1 protein-coding gene (running past one end of the window) is annotated in these 20,182 nt (G+C 70.3%); it reads right to left on the bottom strand.

The genetic code is table 11. The features are described 5' to 3' along the window. A protein-coding gene (locus tag ACFXJL_RS26020) for an SDR family NAD(P)-dependent oxidoreductase (RefSeq protein WP_384696196.1) crosses the window boundary here: on the bottom strand, nucleotides 1-20,182 show its 5' portion. The gene continues 1,886 nt to the left of window position 1, outside the view; the window shows 20,182 of its 22,068 coding nt (coding positions 1-20,182); its start codon is at nucleotides 20,180-20,182; its stop codon lies beyond the left edge, outside the window.

Below are 20,182 nucleotides of genomic sequence, written 5' to 3'. Positions count from 1 at the left end.
AGGACACCTGTCGTTGTGGCAGCCATACGGGCAGTTCCTGCCTGGCGTCACCCGTCTCCGCGACGCGGGCGGCCAGCGCGGCCATCCGATCGGTGACGAAGGGGTCGAGCCGTTCGAACCATGAGTCCGTGAGGAGGTCGGTCTCCACGTCCAGGTGATCGAGCAGGATCGGATTGTGTCCGGCGCGGATCAGCAGGGTGTCGCGCCCCGGGGTGTCGGGGTGTGACGGCGATTCGGTCTCGGCGCTGGATTCCGCGGCGTTGGCGATCATCATGATGAGGTCGACGGCATCGGTCCGGCCGGTGACGGGCTGGCAGACGTAGAGCGGTACCTCGATCGGCCGGAACTTCTTCTTGAACCGGTAGTTGCCCTCGTCGAAGATGCCGACGGACCGCAGTTCGGCCAGGGCCTGCCGTACGTCGTCGGCCGGGTTGGGCGTCTCGGCCACCTCGACGCCGAAGCTCCCGCCGAAGCTGAGCACTTCGACCCCCTCGGCGGCCAGCCTGCCGATGATCTCGACCAGTGAGTATTCGAGTCCGCCCAGGGGCATGTCCCGCCGATAGAACTCCACGTCCAGCAGATAGCCGTTCTCGGCCGGCAGCGCGGTCAACACGATCGCGCTCAGCAGCCGGTCGTCCCGATGGGTCAGGAACACCCGGTGCCGGTCGGTCAGCCTGCCGCCCCGGATCTGCTCCCGTACCTCGGCGACGTACGCGTTCACCATCTGCTTGCCGTCGGACCACTGGTCGACGAGATCGGCGATCGCCTCGTCGGTCGACGGACGGGAGCCGCTGGTGTACTCCTCGACCCGGTTGTCGCCGTCACGGCCGAACTTGCGCACCAGATAGCGCAGCTTGCTCCGCTGACCGCCGGCGAGCGAGAAGGACCCGATGTCGTCGAGCCTCTGTACGACGCCGAACGCCGTCGCCAGCATCGGGGTGCCGGCCAGTTCGGTGAGCGGCTCGGTGGACAGCAGATTGAGCCGCAGTCCACTGCGGGTGCAGTGGTCCAGCAGTTCACCGGCCGCGGCGGAGAAGCGCTCCGGCGCTCCCGTGTACCTCCACACCAGTACGGAGTCTCCGCGGCGACCGATCGCCAGGTAGCCGTCACGGGTGGAAGGGAAGAACAGCAGGGGGGCGATGCTCAGCCCGGCAAGACCGGACTCCAGGCCGTAGCGGCGTTCGACGTCCTGTTCCAGTCGGAGCAGCTCCGGGTACCGGGGCAGGTCGACGCGTGACACGAGAACGGCGCCGGGTCCTGACGGCTGAGCCTCGACGGTGTCGGTCGGTGCAGCCGGCGAAGCGGCGGTTGTCGGCGCCACGACGGGTGGGTGCGCGTCATCGGCGAGGCGGACGACGGCGGGGGCACCGAAGCGCTCCACCAGATGCGCGGTCAGGGCGGGGCAATCGGGGTGGTCGAACAGCAGGGTCTTGGGCAGTGTGCCGAGCGTGGTTTCCAAGGAACGCACTGCTCGCAGCATGTCCAGCGAGCTGAGACCGCCCTCGGTGAACCGGCCGTCGGGGCCGAGTTCGACTTGGGCGGCTCGCTCGACGGCCGCGCGCACAACAGCGGCCAAGTCGACGTCCTTCTCCTCTTCCCTTGCCTCTGCCTCTGCCTCTTCCCTTGCCTCTGCCTGCTCCTGCTCCTGCTCCTGCTCCTGCTCCTGCTCCTGCTCCTGCTCCTGCTCCTGCTCCTGCTCCTGCTCCTGCTCCTGCTCCTGCTCCTGCAACGGTTCGTCCGTGGTGGCGGCTACGGTCGCGGTGCCCATGTATCCGGCCAGTTCGGCGAGCGTGTCGTGTTCATAGAGTTCACTCGCCGGCACGGTGAGGCCGTACGACGTGTGCAGCCAGCGGACCAGTTCGACCCGCATGATCGAATCAAGACCGAGCCCGGTGAGGGAGTCCCGGTCACCGATCACTTCAGCGGGCAGACCGAGCGCGGTCGCCACCCGTTCACGGAGCACCGCCGCGCTGACCGCACCCACCGTCGGTCCTAACTCGGGCGTGCGTGGCTCGGTGCTCTCCGCCGCGGGCATGGGCGACTTCTTGCTCGGACCCGTCGGCAGCACCACCGACGGGGTTTCCGCCGTGCGCAGGGGGATGGGTTCGGCAACAGCCCTGCGGCGCACGGGGGTCAGCCGGACCGGACCACGGGCCGCTGGGCTCAGTGGTGCGGTCTGCACGGGCCCGGGCTCCGGCAGCGGGGATTCGAGCGCGGCGCCGTCAGTGCGGTCCGCGTCCGTGCGGTCCGCGAGGCGTGGGAACCAGTGGGCCGTTCCGGTGAACTCCGGCGCGGGCAGCGACACCCGCCCGGGGACCGTTGGCCAGTGGGCAGCCCAGTCGACGGCATGACCGATGCACCAGGCGGCGGCGATCTCCTGCGGGGTGCCCTGTGCCCTGGGGGCGAGTCCACCAGTGGCGATGCCGCGCAACACTTCACCGCCCGTACTGCGCAGCAGGGCAATGAGCCCGGAGCGATCGGTGACCACCAGTGCCAAGCGGTGTGACAACGCCTCCCTGCCCGACTGGAGGGTGTAGGCGACGCGTTCGACGTCCAGCCCTGGGTCACGTTCGAGGGCCTGTGCGAGTCGTTCGCGATAGTCGGCGAGCCCTTGTTCGTCCCGTGCTGACAGCGGCACCACCAGTGTGGCGCCGCTGGTCACCGGCGAGGCCGGAGCCGTGCCCGCACTCTGCAACACCACATGGGCATTGGTCCCGCCGAAGCCGAACGAGCTGACGCCCGCACGTCGCACCGGCTGCCCCGACTCGTCCTGGACCGGCTGCCACTCACGTGCCCGGTCGGCAAGGAACAGCGGAGTGCCGGCCAGCCGCAGATACCGGTTGGGCTCTCGTAGATGCGGGTTGGGCGGGATCAGACCGTGCCGCATCGCCAGCACGGTGGCCAACAGACCGGCGATGCCGGCCGCAGCCTCCAGATGACCGATGTTGGCCTTCACCGAACCGACGGCGACATGCGGCTCGTCTGCGGCGGGAAGGCCCCGGTCCTCGTACAACCGGGCGTACGCCTGCTTGAGCCCTTCGATCTCGACCGGATCGCCCAGTGCGGTACCGGTGCCGTGGGCCTGGACGAACCCGATGGTCCGTGGATCCACGCCCGCCTTCCGTACTGCATCGACGATCACCTGCGCCTGGGCCTGTGGATTGGGTGCGGTGAGCGACGGCGACCGACCGCAGTGGTTGACCGCCGTGCCGAGCACCACGGCGTGGACGTGGTCGCCGTCGGCCAGCGCGCGGTGCAGCGGTTTCAACACCACCACTCCGGTGCCCTCTCCGCGGACATAGCCGTCTGCGGAGTCATCGAAGCTGGCACATCGGCCTCGCGGGCTGAGCATGCCGGCCCGGTCGAAGGTGGCGAACAGGGCCGGGCTCAGGGTCAGATTGACTCCGCCGGCGATGGCCAGGTCGCAGTCGCCGTGTTGGAGCGCGCGAACGGCGTGGTGCACGGCCACCAGGGAACTGGAGCACGCGGTGTCCACCGCCTCGCTGGGTCCGTGCAGGTCGAGCAGGTGTGAGACCCGGTTGGCCAGGACCGCATGGGCGACCCCGGTGGCCATATGGGCCTCGGGGGCCCCGGCGTGCGCCGTCATCAGCTCGTTGTAGTCACCCGTGGCCACACCGACGAACACACCGGTCGCGGAGCCCGCGAGCTCGCCGGGGCGGCGGCCCGCGTCGTACAGGGCCTGCCAGGTCACTTCCAGCAGGTGGCGTTGTTGTGGGTCCATGAAGCCCGCCTCACGCGGGGAGATGCCGAAGGCAGCAGCGTCGAAGTCGGCGACCCGCTCCACGAATCCGGCGCGCACCTGATGCATCTGGGGGTCGGCGAGCAGATCGGTCCGGTCCGCGGGGACCGGCCCCACCTGATCGGCTCCGGTCGAGACGATCCGCCAGAGCGCGGCCAGGTCGTCGGCCCCGGGGAACCTACCGGCCATGCCGACGATGGCCACCGGCATCCCCGACCCGGTATCGGGAGCGGGTGCCGGGTGGACCGGTTCCAGTTCCGGTGCCGGCGCGGCAACGACGGCCTCCCGGGCCGGCACCGAAGCCTCGGCCTCCCGACGGGGGGTGGCCAGCGGCACCACGATGTCGGCTGCGACGGCTGGCGCGGAGGGAGATGCCGGGTTCTCATCAGCAGGCGTCCCTTGGGCGGTGACACTCCGTCCGACCTGCGGATGGTCACGCAGCAGACGGTCCGCCAGCGCCCGGAGGGTGGGCGTCTCGAACAGCACCGTGGGCAGCAGGTCCAGTCCGTAGCGGGTGTTGACCTGGGTGATGAGCTCGGTCAGTGAGATCGAGTCGAAGCCCAACTCCATCAGGTCCGTTTCGGTGTCCACATCATCGTCCGCCACCATGAGGAACCCGGCCGCGATGGTGCGCAGCCCCTGCTCGACGGTGCCGGGGTCAACGGTTGGTGGTCGCTCGACCCCGACGGTTTCGTTGCTCTGCCGCGACGCGGTGTCATAGGCGATCAGCGCGGGGCGAGTCTCCGTACCGGCCATGACCGCATCGAAGGCGCGCAGCGCATACGGGGTGGGTAGCGGCACCATCCCTCCGTACTGCGCCATCAGCGTACGGCTGGCTTGCTGTACCGGCATTCCGCCGTCCTCCCACAGCGGCCAGCCGATCGAGATCGTGCGCCCGGGGCACAGCCCTGTGGTGTGCAGGGCTGCCCGCTCCTCGGCGAAGGCGTCGAGGAAGGCGTTGGCGAAGGCGTAGTCGGATTGACCCAGGTTGCCCGTCGTGGCGGCCACGGACGAGAACAGCGTCAGGAATTCGAGCGGTTCGTCGCGCGTGGCCTCGTCCAGGTGGACGGCGCCCCACACCTTCGGTGCGAGCACCTCCACGATCTCGTCGGGGCTCTTGTGCACCGCGCGTGAGTCACGGGTGACACCGGCCGAGTGCACGATCCCGTGCAGCGCGCCGAATCGCCGTCGGACCGCCCGCAGGAGTTCGTCGACCTGCTGGCGATCGCTGACGTCGGCAGGGTGGTACATCACTTCGGCGCCGATGGCGCCGAGTTCCTGTACGGCTGCCGCAGTCGTGGCGTCGGGAGTCCTGCGTCCGGACAGGACGAGGTTGACCGGGCCGCGTTGGGCCAGGTGCGCGGCGATCGTCACTCCGATGCGGCCTGCGCCCCCGGTGATCAGATAGGTACGCCGGGCTCCGGCCACCGCAGCGGGCGCAGCGGACGGTTCGTACTCCTCATAGGTCAACTCCTGCCGCTCGTGGGCGGCTGACAGCCGGACGTCCCCATCGGTGGTGCCGAGCAGTTCGTCGACCAGGAGTCGAGCGAGGGGGACGGTGGGTGCGTCGATGTGGAGATGCACACCGGAGAAGCCGGTGTGTTCCAGCGCGAGCGTACGCATCAGGGCACCGATGGCGGCGTAGGCGGGCCGTGGCCGCCCGGTCCGTTCGTCGTTGTGGTGGGCGACCAGCATCCGCAGGGAGCCGCCGGCGGGCAGGGTGCTGGTGGCCAGGGTGCTGGTGGCCAGCCGTAGTGCGGTCGAGAACCCTTCCCGCAGTTGGGCGGGAAGGTCCGGTTCGGTCCCGGGGCAGATCTGGAGGACCGCGTCCATCGGTGCGCCGGTGGCGTTGGTGTCCCAGTCGATGCCGCGGCGGGCGAGCTCACCGGCCAACTCGGCACGCAGAGCGGGGTCGAAGCAGTGGACCAGGACGCGCTTCAACTCCCGCCGGGACGGTGGGAGGGCGGCCGGCTGCCAGCGGGGGCGCCGGTGCCGCACCTCGACCTGGCCCTGTGCCTCGTCCTCGTCCTCTGCCTCTGCCTCTGCCTCTACCTCTACCTCTGGCATCAACAGGGGGCGGGGCAGGGGTAGGGCAGGGGTCGCGGGGAATGCGGTCTTGGTGGGCACGGCGGTCAGCCGTAGCCCCTTGATGGCGAGGACCCGTTCAGCACCGTCGTAGATGTCCACGTCGATGGCGCGGGCAGCGGATTCCGTGGCGGGTGTGACATCGCGGGCGTGGACGCGGCAGCGAGCGGGAAGCGGACGGCTGCTGATCAACTCGTCGATGGACGTCGGCAGATATCCGGTGGTGTCGTCGAGCACGGCAAGCGCCTGGAGCGCTCCGTCGAGCACGGCCGGGTCGATACGACGTCCGGCCGCGGGCGATGCAGCCAGATCGGCCAGGCACTCCCCCGGACCGGCCCATAGGGCGCCGAGCACTTGCAGGCCGCTGCCGTGGTGGACGCCGCCCGCGGTGAGACGGGCATAGACCACGGCGGGCGCCACCGGATCGCCGATGTGCTCGGGGGCGGGGACGGCGGCCGTCGTCAGATCCACGTCGGGCAGGGCCTCGACCGTTCCCCCGGCGTGGACGACACCGCTGGTGGAGGTGATGGTGAAGGGGATCGGCTGCTCCGAGCCGTGTTCACCGGGGATCACGCGGACCTCCCCCGACTCCCCCAGGTCATCGAGGTCGAGGGGTCGCCGCCAGGTCAGGCCGGTGAAGCGCAGGGGTCCCGACGGGTTGGGGAGAACGGAGGTCAGGGCGGTGTGCACCAGTTCGGGCACCGCGGCCCCGGGCAGGATGCGACGGCCGCCGACACGATGCTGTCGCACGACCTCGCCGAGTGCCCGCACGGGCACGGCCACCGCTGCGGCCGGATTCGACCGGGTCGGCGCGGGTGTGGACGCCGCCGGCTGCCACCAGGTCCTACGGCGCTGCTGTGGGTGCCCCGGGAAGGCCGCCACCCGTGGCGGACTGGGCCAGTGCGCCGCCCAGTCGACGTTCGCCCCGGCGACCCAGTGGCGCGCTGCATCCGTCCACTGATCGCTGTGACCAGTGCCTGTGATCGCGGAAGTGGTGCGGCCGGGGCTGGCAGTGCCCCGCCACACTCCCGGCACGTCCTCGCCACGGGCGGCCGAGGCCAGCCGTGCGACCAGTTCCGGCACGCTGCCGCAGAGCACGGCGAGACGTTCACGGAACTCGGGCCGTCCCCGCTGACTGGTGTGGGCGAGTTCGCGCAGCCCGGTCCCCGTGGGCAGCGGCTCCGCAAGTGCGGTGGCAACCTCTGACGCGTACTGGGCCAGCAGTTGCGGGGAGCGCGCCGAGAGGACGAACAGTTGGTCGTCGTCGGTCGGGGAGGGTTGCGGGGCGAGGGGTGGTCGGTACTCCTCGATCACCACATGGGCGTTGGCGCCGCCCGCACCGAACGAGCTGACACCGGCCCGTCGCGGCCCCGGGCCCGCCTCCCAACTCCGCAGCTCGCGCGGCAGGTCCAGGCGGTCGCCGAGGTCGATACGGGGGTTGACCTCGCTCAGGTTGGCGCATGGGGCGATGGCCCCATGCCGCAGTTGGAGGAGGACCTTGGTGAGGCCGGCGATGCCCGCCGCCGCCTCCAGATGGCCGACGTTCGCCTTCACGGAACCGACGGCCAGCCGTGCCACACCCGCGTCTACCTGGTCGAAGACCCGACGCAGGCCGGCGATCTCGATCGGGTCGCCGAGGGCCGTACCCGTGCCATGGGCCTCCACATAGCCGATCGTGGCCGGATCGACGCCGGCCCCTGCGAGGGCCTGGCTGATCACCGCGGCCTGGGCGTTCGGATTGGGGACGGTGTACCCGGAGGTCCGACCGCCGGCGTTGACCGCACTGCCCTTGACCACGGCCCAGATGTCGTCCCCGTCACGGATCGCGCGGCTCAGCGGTTTCAGCAGTACCGCGCCGACTCCCTCGCCGGGGACGAATCCGTCCGCCTCGGCGTCGAACACCCGACACAGGCCCTGCGGTGACAGCATGGTCAGCGAGCAGAGCGCAACGAAGTGCGCGGGGTGGATGATCACGTTCACCCCGCCGGCGATGGCGGTGTCGCACTCACCTCGGCGCAGGCTCTCGCAGGCCAGGTGCAGCGCCGTCAGGGAGGACGAGCACGCGGAATCCACCGCATAGCTGGGTCCGGACAGATCCAGCAGATACGACACCCGGTTGGCGATCGACCAGTACGAGGAGTGGGCGCCCGTCAGTTCTCCCTGTGGCCAGGCGGTCGCCCCGAGTTGACCGTACGTTCCGTACATGGCGCCGGCGAAGACCCCGGTACGGCCGACAGCCCGTTCACCGAGGTTGCCGGTCTGCTCCAGCAGGTCCCAGCAGGTCTCCAGGAACAACCGCTCCTGCGGGTCGATGGTGACGGCGTCGCGGGCAAGGATGCCGAAGAAGGCGGGGTCGAACTGGTCCACGCCGTCGATGAAGCCGCCTTCGGCGGTGTAGAGCCGGTTTGCCGTGCCCGGCCGCGGATCATAGTGCTCACGCCAGGGGAAGCGTTCGTTCGGGACCTCGGATATGGCGTCCTTGCCGGACGCGAGGAGTTGCCAGAAGGCGTCGAGGTCCGGCGCGCCCGGGTAGCGACCGCTGACGCCGATGATGGCGATGTCGGATGCATCACCAACGCCGTCGGAAGCTGCCGGCTGCGGCAGTGCGGCGGGCGAGAGGGCCGCGGCCGGGACCCGACCGGTGGGTTCGCTGTCCACGGGCGCGGATTCTTCGGCGGCGCCGCGGATCGTCGCGGCCAGTCGGTGCCCCTGATGGGTGTGCAGATGGTCCGCGAGGGCGGCGATGGTGAGGTGTTCGAACAGCAGGGTCGACGGCAACGGCCCGAGGTCCACCTCGAACCGGGCGATGATGCTGAGGCTGACGAGCGAGTCGATGCCGAACTCGTCGAAGGCGGCGCCGTCGCCGAGGTCGTCGGGATCGTGCTTGAGCACCTCGGCGAAGACCGCTCGGACGTAGTGGCGGACCGTCTCCGGTGTCACACTGCCGGCTGTCTCGTGGGCGGGGGCCCGTCGGGCGATGATCGAGCAGGGACCGGCGTGCCCGTCGACCGAACCGTCCCGTACCTCGACCCCGGTGAGCCCCACCCGCCCGGCCACCGTGCGCCATGAGTCCGCCGACAGCAGCGGGGAGTTCGGCAGGCGCAGGGCGTGGTCCCGGTGGCGCCACCATCCCTCGGTCAGACCGAAGGTGAGGGTCAGGAAGTCGGAGTGGCCGGTGGTCTCCTGGACGAGGAGCAGACCGCCCGGCCGCAGCAGCCGGGTCGCGTTGCGCAGTGTCTCGGTGACGTCCGATGTGGCGTGCAGCACTCCGGCGACGACCACGGCGTCATAGTCGGCTGCCAGCCCCTGGGCCGCGGGATCGATTTCGGCGTCGAACCTCTCGTACCGCATGGTGACCCCGGTCGGCACGTGGGGCCGCAGCGATTCCTCGCCCTGTCGGAGGAAGGCCGGTGAGAGGTCGGTGAAGGTGTAGTCGACCGTCGGTGCGCCGGACAGTGCGCCGAGCATGACGCGGGTGGTGGCGCCAGTGCCGGCGCCGATCTCCAGCACACGGGCGCCAGGTCCGCGGGCATCGACCTGGCGGCGCAGTCGTGCGGCGAGGTCGGCGGCGGTGGCGCGTTCGGCCGTGCCGCCGCTGTAGAACCGGGCCAGCAGGGCGGTGGAGCCGCCCGGGAAGAGGACCTCCAGCGGATTGCGGCGCCCCGCCAGTACCTCGGGAAGCGCATGGACGCAGCGCCGTAGGAGGCTTTCCTGCTCCGGTGGTACGAGGCGGGCCGGGGTGGCGACCGGGCGGGCGACGCCGATGAGGTGGTCCCCTTCGCGGCGGACGGCCCCCGCTCGTTCCAGTATCGGAGGCAGCGCGTTGAACAGTCTCCGGTACGCGGGGATCACACCGAGTTGCTCCGCCAGGGCGTCCACGGAGCGTCGCTCGCCGGGCGGCGGCAGTGCCCCGACAGCAGCCAACTCGACCGTCAGCAGGGCACCGGCCAACGATTCGATGGTGTCATCGACGGAATCCGTCACGGTCACTCCGAGTCTGTGCAGCGCCTCGGGCGCAGCACGGGAGACGAGGGCCTGCGGTACGCGCACCGCCAGGAGTTGCTGAAGTGCGGCGAACCCGTCGGCCGGCCCGATGGAGCCCACCCCGGCTTCCGCCATGGCCCGGGCCCGCTCGGGATCGGCGACCGCGCCCACGGTGCCCCAGTAGCCCCAGTTGACGATGGTCACCGGGAATGGCCCCGCGGTATGCAGCGCCTGGCCGAGTGCGTCCTCCGCGGCGCTCGCGGCTGCATAGGTCGCCTGCCCGGGTGAGTCGATGAAGGAGGCGGCCGACGAGAAGAGGACGAAGTGATCGAGGGGTTCCTTGCGCAGCTCCTCGTGGAGCACGCGGACACCGCGGGTCTTGGGACGCAGTACGGAGGCCAGATCGCACGCTTCGGCGAAGGCCAGCGCCCTGTCACGCAACTCGAAGGCCGCATGGACGGCACAGGTGACCGGGCCGAATTCCGTACGGGCGACGGCGAGCGCGGCCCTGACGTCCCCTGGTTCGGCGACATCGCCCTGCACGTACCGGGCGCGTCCGCCGGCCGCTTCGACCGCGGCCAGACGCGATCTGACGGTGGCGTCGACCGGGCGGCGGCCGAGCCAGACCACGTCGGCTGCGGTGTCACGGGCCAGTTGGAGACTGAGCGCGAAACCGATGCCACCGGCGCCGCCCGCGATCAGATGTACCCCCCGCTCCCGCCATGGGCGGTGCGATGGCTCGGTGTCGGCCGATGACAGTGGACGAAAGGCACGGGTGAGCCAACGTCCGTCCCTTCGGGCGAGCACCGAGTGGCCCACGGGGGCACTCAACAGCGACTCCACCCCTGCGTCCCCGATGTCGAGGCTGCGGACCTGCCAGCGGGGGTGTTCGGCGCCTGCGGCACGCAGGACGCCGAGGGCGGCGGCGCGGGCCGGGCGTACGACATCGCCGTCGACCGCGGGCACCACCGTGTCCAGGACTGCGGTCAGGTTCAGCGCGCGACGGGCCATGGGTCCCCGGGCCAGTGCGCGGACACAGTCGAAGATCTGGGCGACAGCGGTGTCCGTGTCCGCATCGTCGACCGTGGTGCCCGTCGCCATCAGGTAGACGCTGTCGAGGTCGGACGATGCCAGCCGCTCGGGACCGCTCGCCAGGGGAAGGGCCTCACCTGCGCACCGGGCGGCGAGGTCACGGGCGGGTGACTCGGCCCCGGTGGCGTACAGCACCAGCGTCCGCCCCTGCCCGACCGGTGCCGTACGGTCGTCGTCGACCGGTGTCCAATGGGGGATCAGCACGGAGAGCGCAGGCTCCGGGCGCTCCGGGCGGCGGGCGGCACGAGCGACGAGACCCTCAATGCGGGCGCATTCCGTCCCGTCCTCGCCGGCCAACCGTACGGTGATGCCGTCGTCATCCCGACTGATGTGCGCCCAGATCGGCGCTTCGGAGACCGGATGGACCACGATCCGCTTCGCTGCGAACGGCAGGAGCAACTCGCCCTCACCGGCGAGGACGGAAGCAACCTGGATGGCGCTGTCCAGCGCTGCCACATCGACCAACGTGCTCCAGGTGCCGGCGGGTCGGGTGGTGCTCAGCCGTCCAAGCGCCTCGCCTTTGCCGACGCGTACCTCGCTGACCAGGCGGAACGCGGGGCCGTACTGGAGTCCCGCCGCCTCGAACCGTGCATAGAGGTCGACGCCCGCGCGCTGTTCCGTGCAACGGTGGCTGATCTCGTTGAGGGGCAGCAGTACGGCAGGCTCTGTCAGCGGCCGGACCGTGCCGGTGGCGATCTCTTCTTCGGCGCAGTGGAGCGTGAAGCGCTGGCCGTCCCGCTCGACCCGGACTTCCCTGGCGGTGTCAGCGTGCAGCGGCCGGAGCCAGCGCACGCCCGAGAACTCCAACGGCCCCTCGTCCCCCGCGGCGGCGGCGACCAGGGCCAGGGCACCGGTGCCCGGCAGTACCGGGATGCCGGCCACCCGGTGCTCGGCGACCTGCCAGACGTCCGGGCCGATCCACCAGGTGACGCCCGGCACGGACACCGGTGCGCTGGGAGACACCTGCGCATTGGCCGGTGCTGATGCACTGGCTGGTGCTGATGCACTGGCCGGTGCCGGTGCATGGGCGGATGCGGACCAGTGGCGGGTACCACGGAGTGGGTGCGGCGGCAGCGGGGTTCGACGGGCTTGGACCCCGTCGAACTGGGCGATGAGGTCGGGGAGACCGCCGGCCGTGAACTCCTCGACGAGTCGACGCTGTACGGGGGTGGCATCCGCGAGGGAAGGCCCGGCGCCCCCGCGGACGGCCCTCAGCCCGCCGATGAGATCATCGATGGAATGGGCGACAACCGCCGTACGCATCTGGTGGTGACGGCGTCCGGCGCACAACGTGTACGCCACGTCGGCGAGTTCCCGCCGTCCCGTTCCCAGCGCGTCCGCCAGGGCGTCGAGGGTCGTGTCGAGGTCCTGGGGAGTGCGGGCCGACACGGGGACGACGAAGCCGTTCGGATCGAGGTGCCGCGGTCGTCGCGGCCCATCGGAGACGACCAGATGACAGTTGGTACCACTGACACCGAAGCTGCTCACCGTGGCGATCCGCGATCCATCCGGCCCCGGAGCCCAAGGCGCTGATTCGGTGAGGACGTGGAATGGGCCCGCTTCCAGGTCGAGCCGCGGATTGGGCGCGCTGAAACCCGCGGTCGGCGGCAACTCGCGGTGTCTGAGCGCCAGTAGCACCTTGAGGAGGCTGGCAATTCCCGCGGCCATGGTGGTGTGGCCGATGTTGCCCTTCACCGAGCCGATCGCGCAGGAGGCCGATGCTGCGCCGCCCCGGACGAACGCCTCGGTGAGCGCCTTGGCCTCGATCGGATCGCCGAGGGGGGTCCCGGTGCCGTGTGCCTCGACCAGCCCGATCTGTCCCGGGGTGATGCCGGCCCGTGCCCAGACCCGGGTGAGGAGATCCGTCTGTGCCCGGCCGTTGGGTGCGGCGATGCCGTTGCTGCGCCCGTCACCGTTGGTGCCGCTGGCACGGATGACACCGTGGATGTGATCTCCGTCGGCGAGCGCCTTCGCCAGGGGTTTGAGCACCACGGCGCCGACGCCCTCGCCGAGCACGATGCCGTCGGCCGTGGCGTCGAACGGCGCGCTGCGGCCGGTCGGCGACAGGATGCCCGCGGCGCTGGTCTGGACGTGGATGTCGGGGCCGAGCATCAGCGCCACCCCGCCGGCGACGGCCAGTTCGCAGTCACCGGTGATGATGCTCTGACAGGCCAGATGGACCGCAAGCAGGGACGACGAACAGGCGCTGTCCACTGCGGCGGTGGGGCCGGTCAGATTGAGGAAGTAGGAGATGCGTGCGGCCAGTACCGAGGGGGCGCCGCCGAGGAAGCTGTGCGCGGTGTCGTGCCGGCCGGCTTCATGGCGGATGCGCCGATAGTCGCTCTGGGTGCATCCCACGAAAACGCCGCAGGCCAGGGCCTCGTCGGGACCTACCGCATATCCGGCGTCCTCCAGCGCGCGCCAGGACTCGGTGAGGAACAGTCGCTGCTCGGGGTCCATGTCCTCGGCTTCCAGCGGGGACACCCGGAAGAACGGCGCATCGAACCGGTCGATGTCGGACAGGGTGGACGCCCATTTGCTGACCGTGGTGCCGGGGCGCCCCGACGGGTCGTAGGAGGCGTCGACGTCCCAGCGGTCCGGTGGGACCTCCTTGGTGTGTTGGCGCCCTGCGGCGATGTTGAGCCAGAAGTCATCGAGGGTGGGGGCGCCCGGGAACTGACCGGACATGCCGATCACGGCGATCGCATGATCCGTCTGACCTGCCTGATCGGCCTGATCTACCTGACCTGCCTGATCCGTGTGTTCGGCTGGTTCGGCTGGTTCGGCTGGTTCGGTGCGCGGCACGGTGTGCTCGGCGTGTGCAGTGTGCTGGCGCTGAGCGGTCTGAGCGGTCTGAGCGGTCTGAGCAGTCTGGTCGACCGGGGCGGAGCGGTCGGAGCGGTGACGCGGTTCGACGGCAGAAGGGGCTGCGGGGAGCGCGGAGGGGTCGCTGAGGGTCAGTGAGCTGGCGCCACCCGTCGAGAGCCCTTCTTCTGTCCCCCGATCGCGGGTCGCCGCACCGCGCAGCACCAACGGTGGCGCCGCCGAGGACTCGACCGACGGCCGCGGCACGGGTCGGGCGGATGGCTGCTCAGAGCCAGTGGCGACCTTGGGTGGTGCAGTGACCGGATCCCTCCCCGGCACCGGCACCGGCACCGGCACAGCGGACGTCTCGACCGCTTCCGGAGGTGGTTCGGTGGCCGTGGCCGCCTCGGTCACCCGGTGCTTGTGCCGTACGGCTGCGGCCACCGCATCGGCGAGTTCGGATACCGTCGGCCGGTCGTACACCAGCACCGACTCCAGCGGGACCCCCAATCGGGTGCCGAGGATGTTGGTGACCTCGACGGCTCCGATCGAATCGAGCCCCATGTCGGAGAAGGTCTGGCGCGAATCGACCTCGTGTGGCTTCAGATACAGCTGCGCGGCCACCACCTCGACGACCACGTCCCGCAGATCGTCGCCCGTCGGCCCGGTGGGCAACGGCTCTACCAGCACGGGCACGGCCGAGGGCTGCGGTGCAGTGGGTGTGTGAGGCTGGGCGGTTAGCGACTTGGGAGGTGGGACCGGCGAAGGAGTCTCGGCGGAGGGTGCCACCTCGCGTACCAAACGGCTCTGCACCCGTTCGACGGCCTCGCCGCCCAGGACACGATCATGCATGCGCAGTTCCCGTTCGATCACATCGGACAGGGCCGTGAGGGTACGGCCGGCCAGTTCCCGTTTGAGCTCGGCCGCGGCGGTCCTGGACTGTCGTGCGATGGATCGGGCGTGGCCCAGTGCGATGTCCAGTACCTCCGCCCGCGGCCGAATGTCGACGGAGGCCCCGCGCTCGCGGAGTTCCCCACCCGTGAGTGCGCCTCCGGTGTAGAAGAGTTGCTCGGCCACTGCGGTACCGAGTTTTCGCTCCAGGAAGAACGTGGATCCGGCGCCCGGAGTGAACCCGTAGGTGAGGAAGGGCGCGCCGTAGCTGGCTTCCTCGGCCATCACCACCACATCGGCATACAGCCCGAACACCAGGCCACCGCCACGGGCATGGCCCTGTATCGCGCTGATGACCGGCTTGTCGCACCCGAGGATCAACTCATGCAGAAAGGAGACCTCGGCGAATGTCCCCTGTTTCGCCGCCAGTTGTGCCATCGCCTCCGGGGTGGCTCCCATGCTGAACACCTCGCCACTGCCGGTGATCACCACACAGGACACCGATTCGTCGGTGGTGGCCATCGTCAAGGCATCGCGGAATCGCGCCAGCAACGCATCGGTGAAGGTATGCCGGCCGAGGGTGACCAGAAGGATGCCGTCCGGCAGCCGGCGTACCTCACAGGCCGGTCGACCCTTCTCCGGCACCGGGACGGGCGGGCGAACAGGCACAAGCGGCTCAGAGGCGGTGGCGGTGGCGGTGGTCCCGGCAGCTTCTGTGTTGGTCTCGGCAGTTTCGGTAGTGGCGTTCTCCGCGTGCCAGAGCCCCGGCCAACAGCGTTCGCCGCGGAAGGGGTACGGCGGAAGCGAAACCCTTCGGCCGCCGTGCGGATGGCACAGCTCCCACGGCACGTCCGCCCCGGCAACCCAGGCCGCGGCGAGTTCTTCCCAGCGCTGCTCACGGGCCGCTTGATCCAGGTCCCCGTACGCAGTCGGTTCCGTCACCACCCCCCAATGGGCACCAGCGGGGGGTGCCTGACCGTCGAGGTGTGCGCGCAGCGCCTTGCGGGCGGCATCGACGTCCGTACAGACGACGGCCAGCCTGCGTTCCCTCGGGGTCCGGCCGACCTGCAAGGTGTAGGCGATGTCCCCGAGCGGCGCGGGGGCGCCGTCCGGGCCCAGTTCGTCGAGGGTGCGGCGGGCGAGTTCATCGGTACGCAGTCCGGCGGCGGTCGCGAGGAGATCGAGGTCGACCCGACCCATCCCAAGTTCACTCAGTGGCACGGTGGTGGGCACATCATCGGGCTGCACCCCCAGCAGCCGGGCCAACGCGAAGCGCACCACCTCTCCACCACGGTCGAGCTGGGCCAGCAGATCTGCCGTGAGACGCGCCAGTTGCTCGTCATCCTCGGCGGAGAGCACCAGTACGTCGGGGCCATCGGCCGCGGTCGCCCCCCCACGCGGTGGGGTTTCCTCCAGTACGAGATGGGCGTTGGAGCCGCCCGCACCGAAGGAGCTGACACCGGCCCTCAGTACGCCGGCCGCCCCCGGTTCCCACGGTTCGGCACTCCTCTGGAGTCGGAAGGGGCCTTCGTCGATGGCCAGCGCCGGGTTCGGCTCGTCACAGTGCAGGCTCGGAACAAGCGTCCTGTGGCGCAACTGCAACAGCACCTTGGTCATCGCGGCCACGCCGGCCGCGCTCTCCAGATGTCCGATGACCGACTTCACCGAACCGAGCGCGCAGCTGGTGGCCACTCCCGCATACGCTTCACGCAGTCCTCGTACCTCGATCGGATCGCCGAGGGAAGTGCCCGTACCGTGCGCCTCGATATAGCTGACGGTGTCGGGGGCGACACCGGCCGCAGCCAGTGCGCCGGCCACCACCTCGGTCTGAGCACCCGGGTTGGGGACCGTGAAGCCGCTGGCCCGTCCGCCGTGGTTGAGACAGGAGCCCCGGATGACCCCGTGGATGTGATCGCCGTCGGCCAATGCGGCGGTGAGCGGCTTGAGCAGCAGTGCGCCCACGCCTTCACCGGGTACATAGCCGCTGCCGCCCGCACCGAAGCTGCGGCAGCGGCCGTCCTTCGACAGCCACTGCCCGGCGGCGAGTTGTAGGTACTTCTGCGGGTGCGGCATCAGATTCACACCGCCGGCCAGTGCCCAGGTGCACTCGCCTGCACGGATGGACTGCACCGCGAGGTGGATCGCGGTCAGCGACGACGAACAGGCGGTGTCCACCGCCATGCTGGGCCCGCGAAGATCCATCCGGTATGACACCCGATTGGCAACGGAGGAGTGCAGGGCCAGGGGCAGGGTCTCGTCGGGCGCACCCTCCACGAGTTGGAAGTGGGAGGACATCACCCCGACGAACACCCCGAGCCGACGGTCGGCGAGTCGGTCGGGGCGGTAGCCCGCGTCCTCGACCGTCTGCCAGGCCGTGGTCAGGAAGAGTCGTTCCTGTGGGTCCATGCGTTCGGCCTCCCGTCGGGAGATGCCGAAGAAGGCCCGGTCGAAGCGGTCGATGCCGTCGAGGAAGCCGCCCCACTTGCCATAGGTGCGGCCCGGGGTGTTGGGCCGGGCGTCGAAGTAGTCGTCGTGGGGCCATCGCTCCGCGGGGACCTCGGTGATCGCGTCCCGCCCGGCCAGCAGATTGCGCCAGAACGTATCGAGGTCGTCCGCCTGCGGGTAGCGGCCCGCAATGCCGACGATCGCGATCGCGTCCGCGGGGACGGCCACATCTCCGGCCCGGTCGACGGCGGACAGGGAGCCAGAAGCAGTGGCGGTGGCGGTGGTGCTGACACGGGGTGACTGAGGGGCGGGCGGGGATGCCGGGTTGAGGACGGGTGCGGGATTGGGGTCGGGTGCAGGATTGGGGTCGGGCGCGGGTCGAAGAGCGGTCCGCAGTCGACCCGGTGTGCCGTAGCCGATGAGGAGATGGGACGCGCCGGAGGAGCTGGCGAGGGCGAGCGCGCTGCTCAATGCCTGGATGCCGACGGAGGTGGGCATGGGTTCCAGGCCGTGTGCCTCCCGGTCGTGCCGAATGGCTGCGGGTGGTGCGCTCATCCCGCCGTCCGCCCAGAACGGCCATTCCACTACCAGCCCTATGCCGGGACCGGTGCGTCGGCGCATCAGTTCGGGCAGGGCCGCGTTGGCGTAGGCGTAGTCGCACTGGCCGGGACTGGGCAAGGTGGCGGCGAGAGAGGAGAAGGCCACGAAGAGATCGAGGTCGTCGGTGGCGGTGGCGCGGTCGAGGAGGGTGAGCGCATCGATCTTGGCGCCCAGTACGGTTGCTGACCGCTCGGGCAGCTTGCGGAAGAACACGGCGTCGTCGACCACTCCAGCGCAGTGGAACACGCCGTTCAGACGTCCGTGTTCGCGCCGGGCGGCGGCGGTCAACCGGGTCACGTCGGTGGGCACGGACAGATCGGCGACCACGTAGTGGGCCCGGATTCCGAGTCTGCGCCACTCGACGAGCTGCCGGGTCACCTCGGGAGGTTCGGTGCGCCGACCGGTGAGTGTGAGATCGGCCCGGTGGTGGCGCGCCAGCCAGTCGGCGACCTGGAGACCGATCCGGCCGGCTCCCGCGATGAGGTATGAACCTCCGGTGCGCACCAGGGCACCGTCCGCAGGGGGAAGCGGTACGGACAGATGGCGGCGCACCAGGCGTTCGCCGGCTGCGAAGCGCACTTCCGGCTCATGGTGAGGGTCCTCGGCTTCGGCGAGTACGGCCTCGGCGTCCGGAACGCCGACCGGCAGGGTCAGCACCCGGCAACGCAGCGCGGGCAGTTCTGCGCTGATGGTGCGCAGCAGGGCGCCGAGGGCGTGATGCTCGGCGTCGGCTTCGGGGCCGTGGACCACGAGGAGGCTGTGCGGCCCGGGTCTGCGACTGTCGACGACGGCACAGGCGAGCGCCCAGACCCGCTGGTAGGGGGCAGGCGCCGGCCACATGGCATCGATGAAGGTGGCCGGGGCGATCCCGTCGGCGGTCATCCGGTGGAGCAGTTCGGTGAGGGCCGCCCGGTCGTGTCGGTCGATGCGGTATCCCCCGAGCGGTACGGGGCCGTCCTGGACGACCGGTACGATCCGGCGGCCGGGACGGGCGGTGCGCAGGGCTTCGGCGAGCGTGGCACCGAACACGACGATGTCGCCGTCGTACGCCGCTGGTGCGGGTGGTCCGGTTGGTGTCCAGACCGGGGCAAAGGCGCTGAGCTCGCCCATGGGCCGTGTGTTGCCGGGCGCGGTGTCGCCGTCGTGGGTACCACCGTCGTGGATACCGCCGTCGTGGATACCGCCGTCGTGGATACCGCCGGGCTCGCCGCGGTGGGGCGCGCTCGCGCCGTGGTCGACATCGTCGAGCGCCATGTCGTCGAGCGCCTTGCTATCCGGCTCGGCGGCGAGTCGACCGATGTCGTGGTGGGCGCTGAGGAAGGCGACCACGGAGTCCACCGTGGTGTGTTCGAAGAGCAGCGTGGGGTAGAGGGTCGAGCCGACGAGTTGCTCCAACTGTTCGGTGATTCGCAGCACGTCCACCGAGTTGAGGCCGAGTTCGTAGAAGCCCACCGTGGTGGGCACCTCATCGGCGGCCCGCCCCAGGTGTTCCGCGATCAGCGCCCGCACCCGGTCCGTCAGCGCATCCCCTGCCGGTGCCGTACGGACCGGGGACTGGGGGCGGGCGCGAGGAGCGGGTGCCTGCTCCTCAGCGGGGACGGGAGCCGCGACCCTCGCGCCGGGCCGCAGTCGCTTGGAAGCGAACCCGACGATCTCGGCGATGGGTTCTCCGTCGCGTCCGTAGACGCGGACGTCGTTGGTGAGGAGTTCACCCGAGTCGGTGAGCCGTTCCGCCGCCGGCACATGGACCAGGGCGGGGCCGCGCAGGGCACGTACCGCGCGGAATCGGCTGACGAACATGGGGACGAACGGTTCCTCCTGCGGTGGTACCTGGCAGAAGCCGAGCAGAGTGGCCGCGTCCAGCCTGGCCGGGTGGAGGTGGAAGTCCTCGGTGCCTTCGCCGCCACCGTCCACGGCGGTGAGGTCGATGTCGGCGAGGAGGCCGTGGTGTCCGCGCCGGACGGTGCCGGCACAGGTCATCCGAGGCCCGTGGTGTACGTCCTGGGCCCGGGCCCTCCCGTACACGGCGTCCATGGTTCCGGCGTGTGCAGCATGACCGGTGTCTCCGGTGTCTCCGGTGCTCCCGTTGCTGTCTGGAGTCGCCGTGGTCTCGAAGGCGTCCTTGATGTCGGCGGCCAGCGAGGGCAGTTCGTCATCGGTCCAACTGAGCTCGGCACGGAGGTTCTCCTCCCACGCCCCTTCGGGGATCAGTGAGCCGATCCGCGCGCCGACCGGGCGACTGGTGGCACGGACCTGCGCAGTACCGCGCTCATCGGCCTCCACGACGACACGGATCTCGCGGCCGATCCCCGGAGCGGTGGTGACGGGCTCGGAGAACAACACGTCCGTGAGCACCGCCCGAGCAGGATCGAGGTCGCGGGCCTCCAGCAGCCGCCAGATCACATCGAAGAAGGCACTGCCCGGCAGCAGGCAGACATCACGCAGCCGGTGTTCGTGGACGACGAAATCGGTCGGCTCCAGTGCTATTTCTGCCTCGACGCGGGAACCCGGACTGAGCAT

This window comes from Streptomyces sp. NPDC059256 (genome assembly GCF_042753785.1).
In the GTDB taxonomy this organism is placed as follows: domain Bacteria; phylum Actinomycetota; class Actinomycetes; order Streptomycetales; family Streptomycetaceae; genus Streptomyces.
Note: the sequence above shows the minus strand (reverse complement) of the source record. Positions and strands in the feature narration are given on the sequence as shown.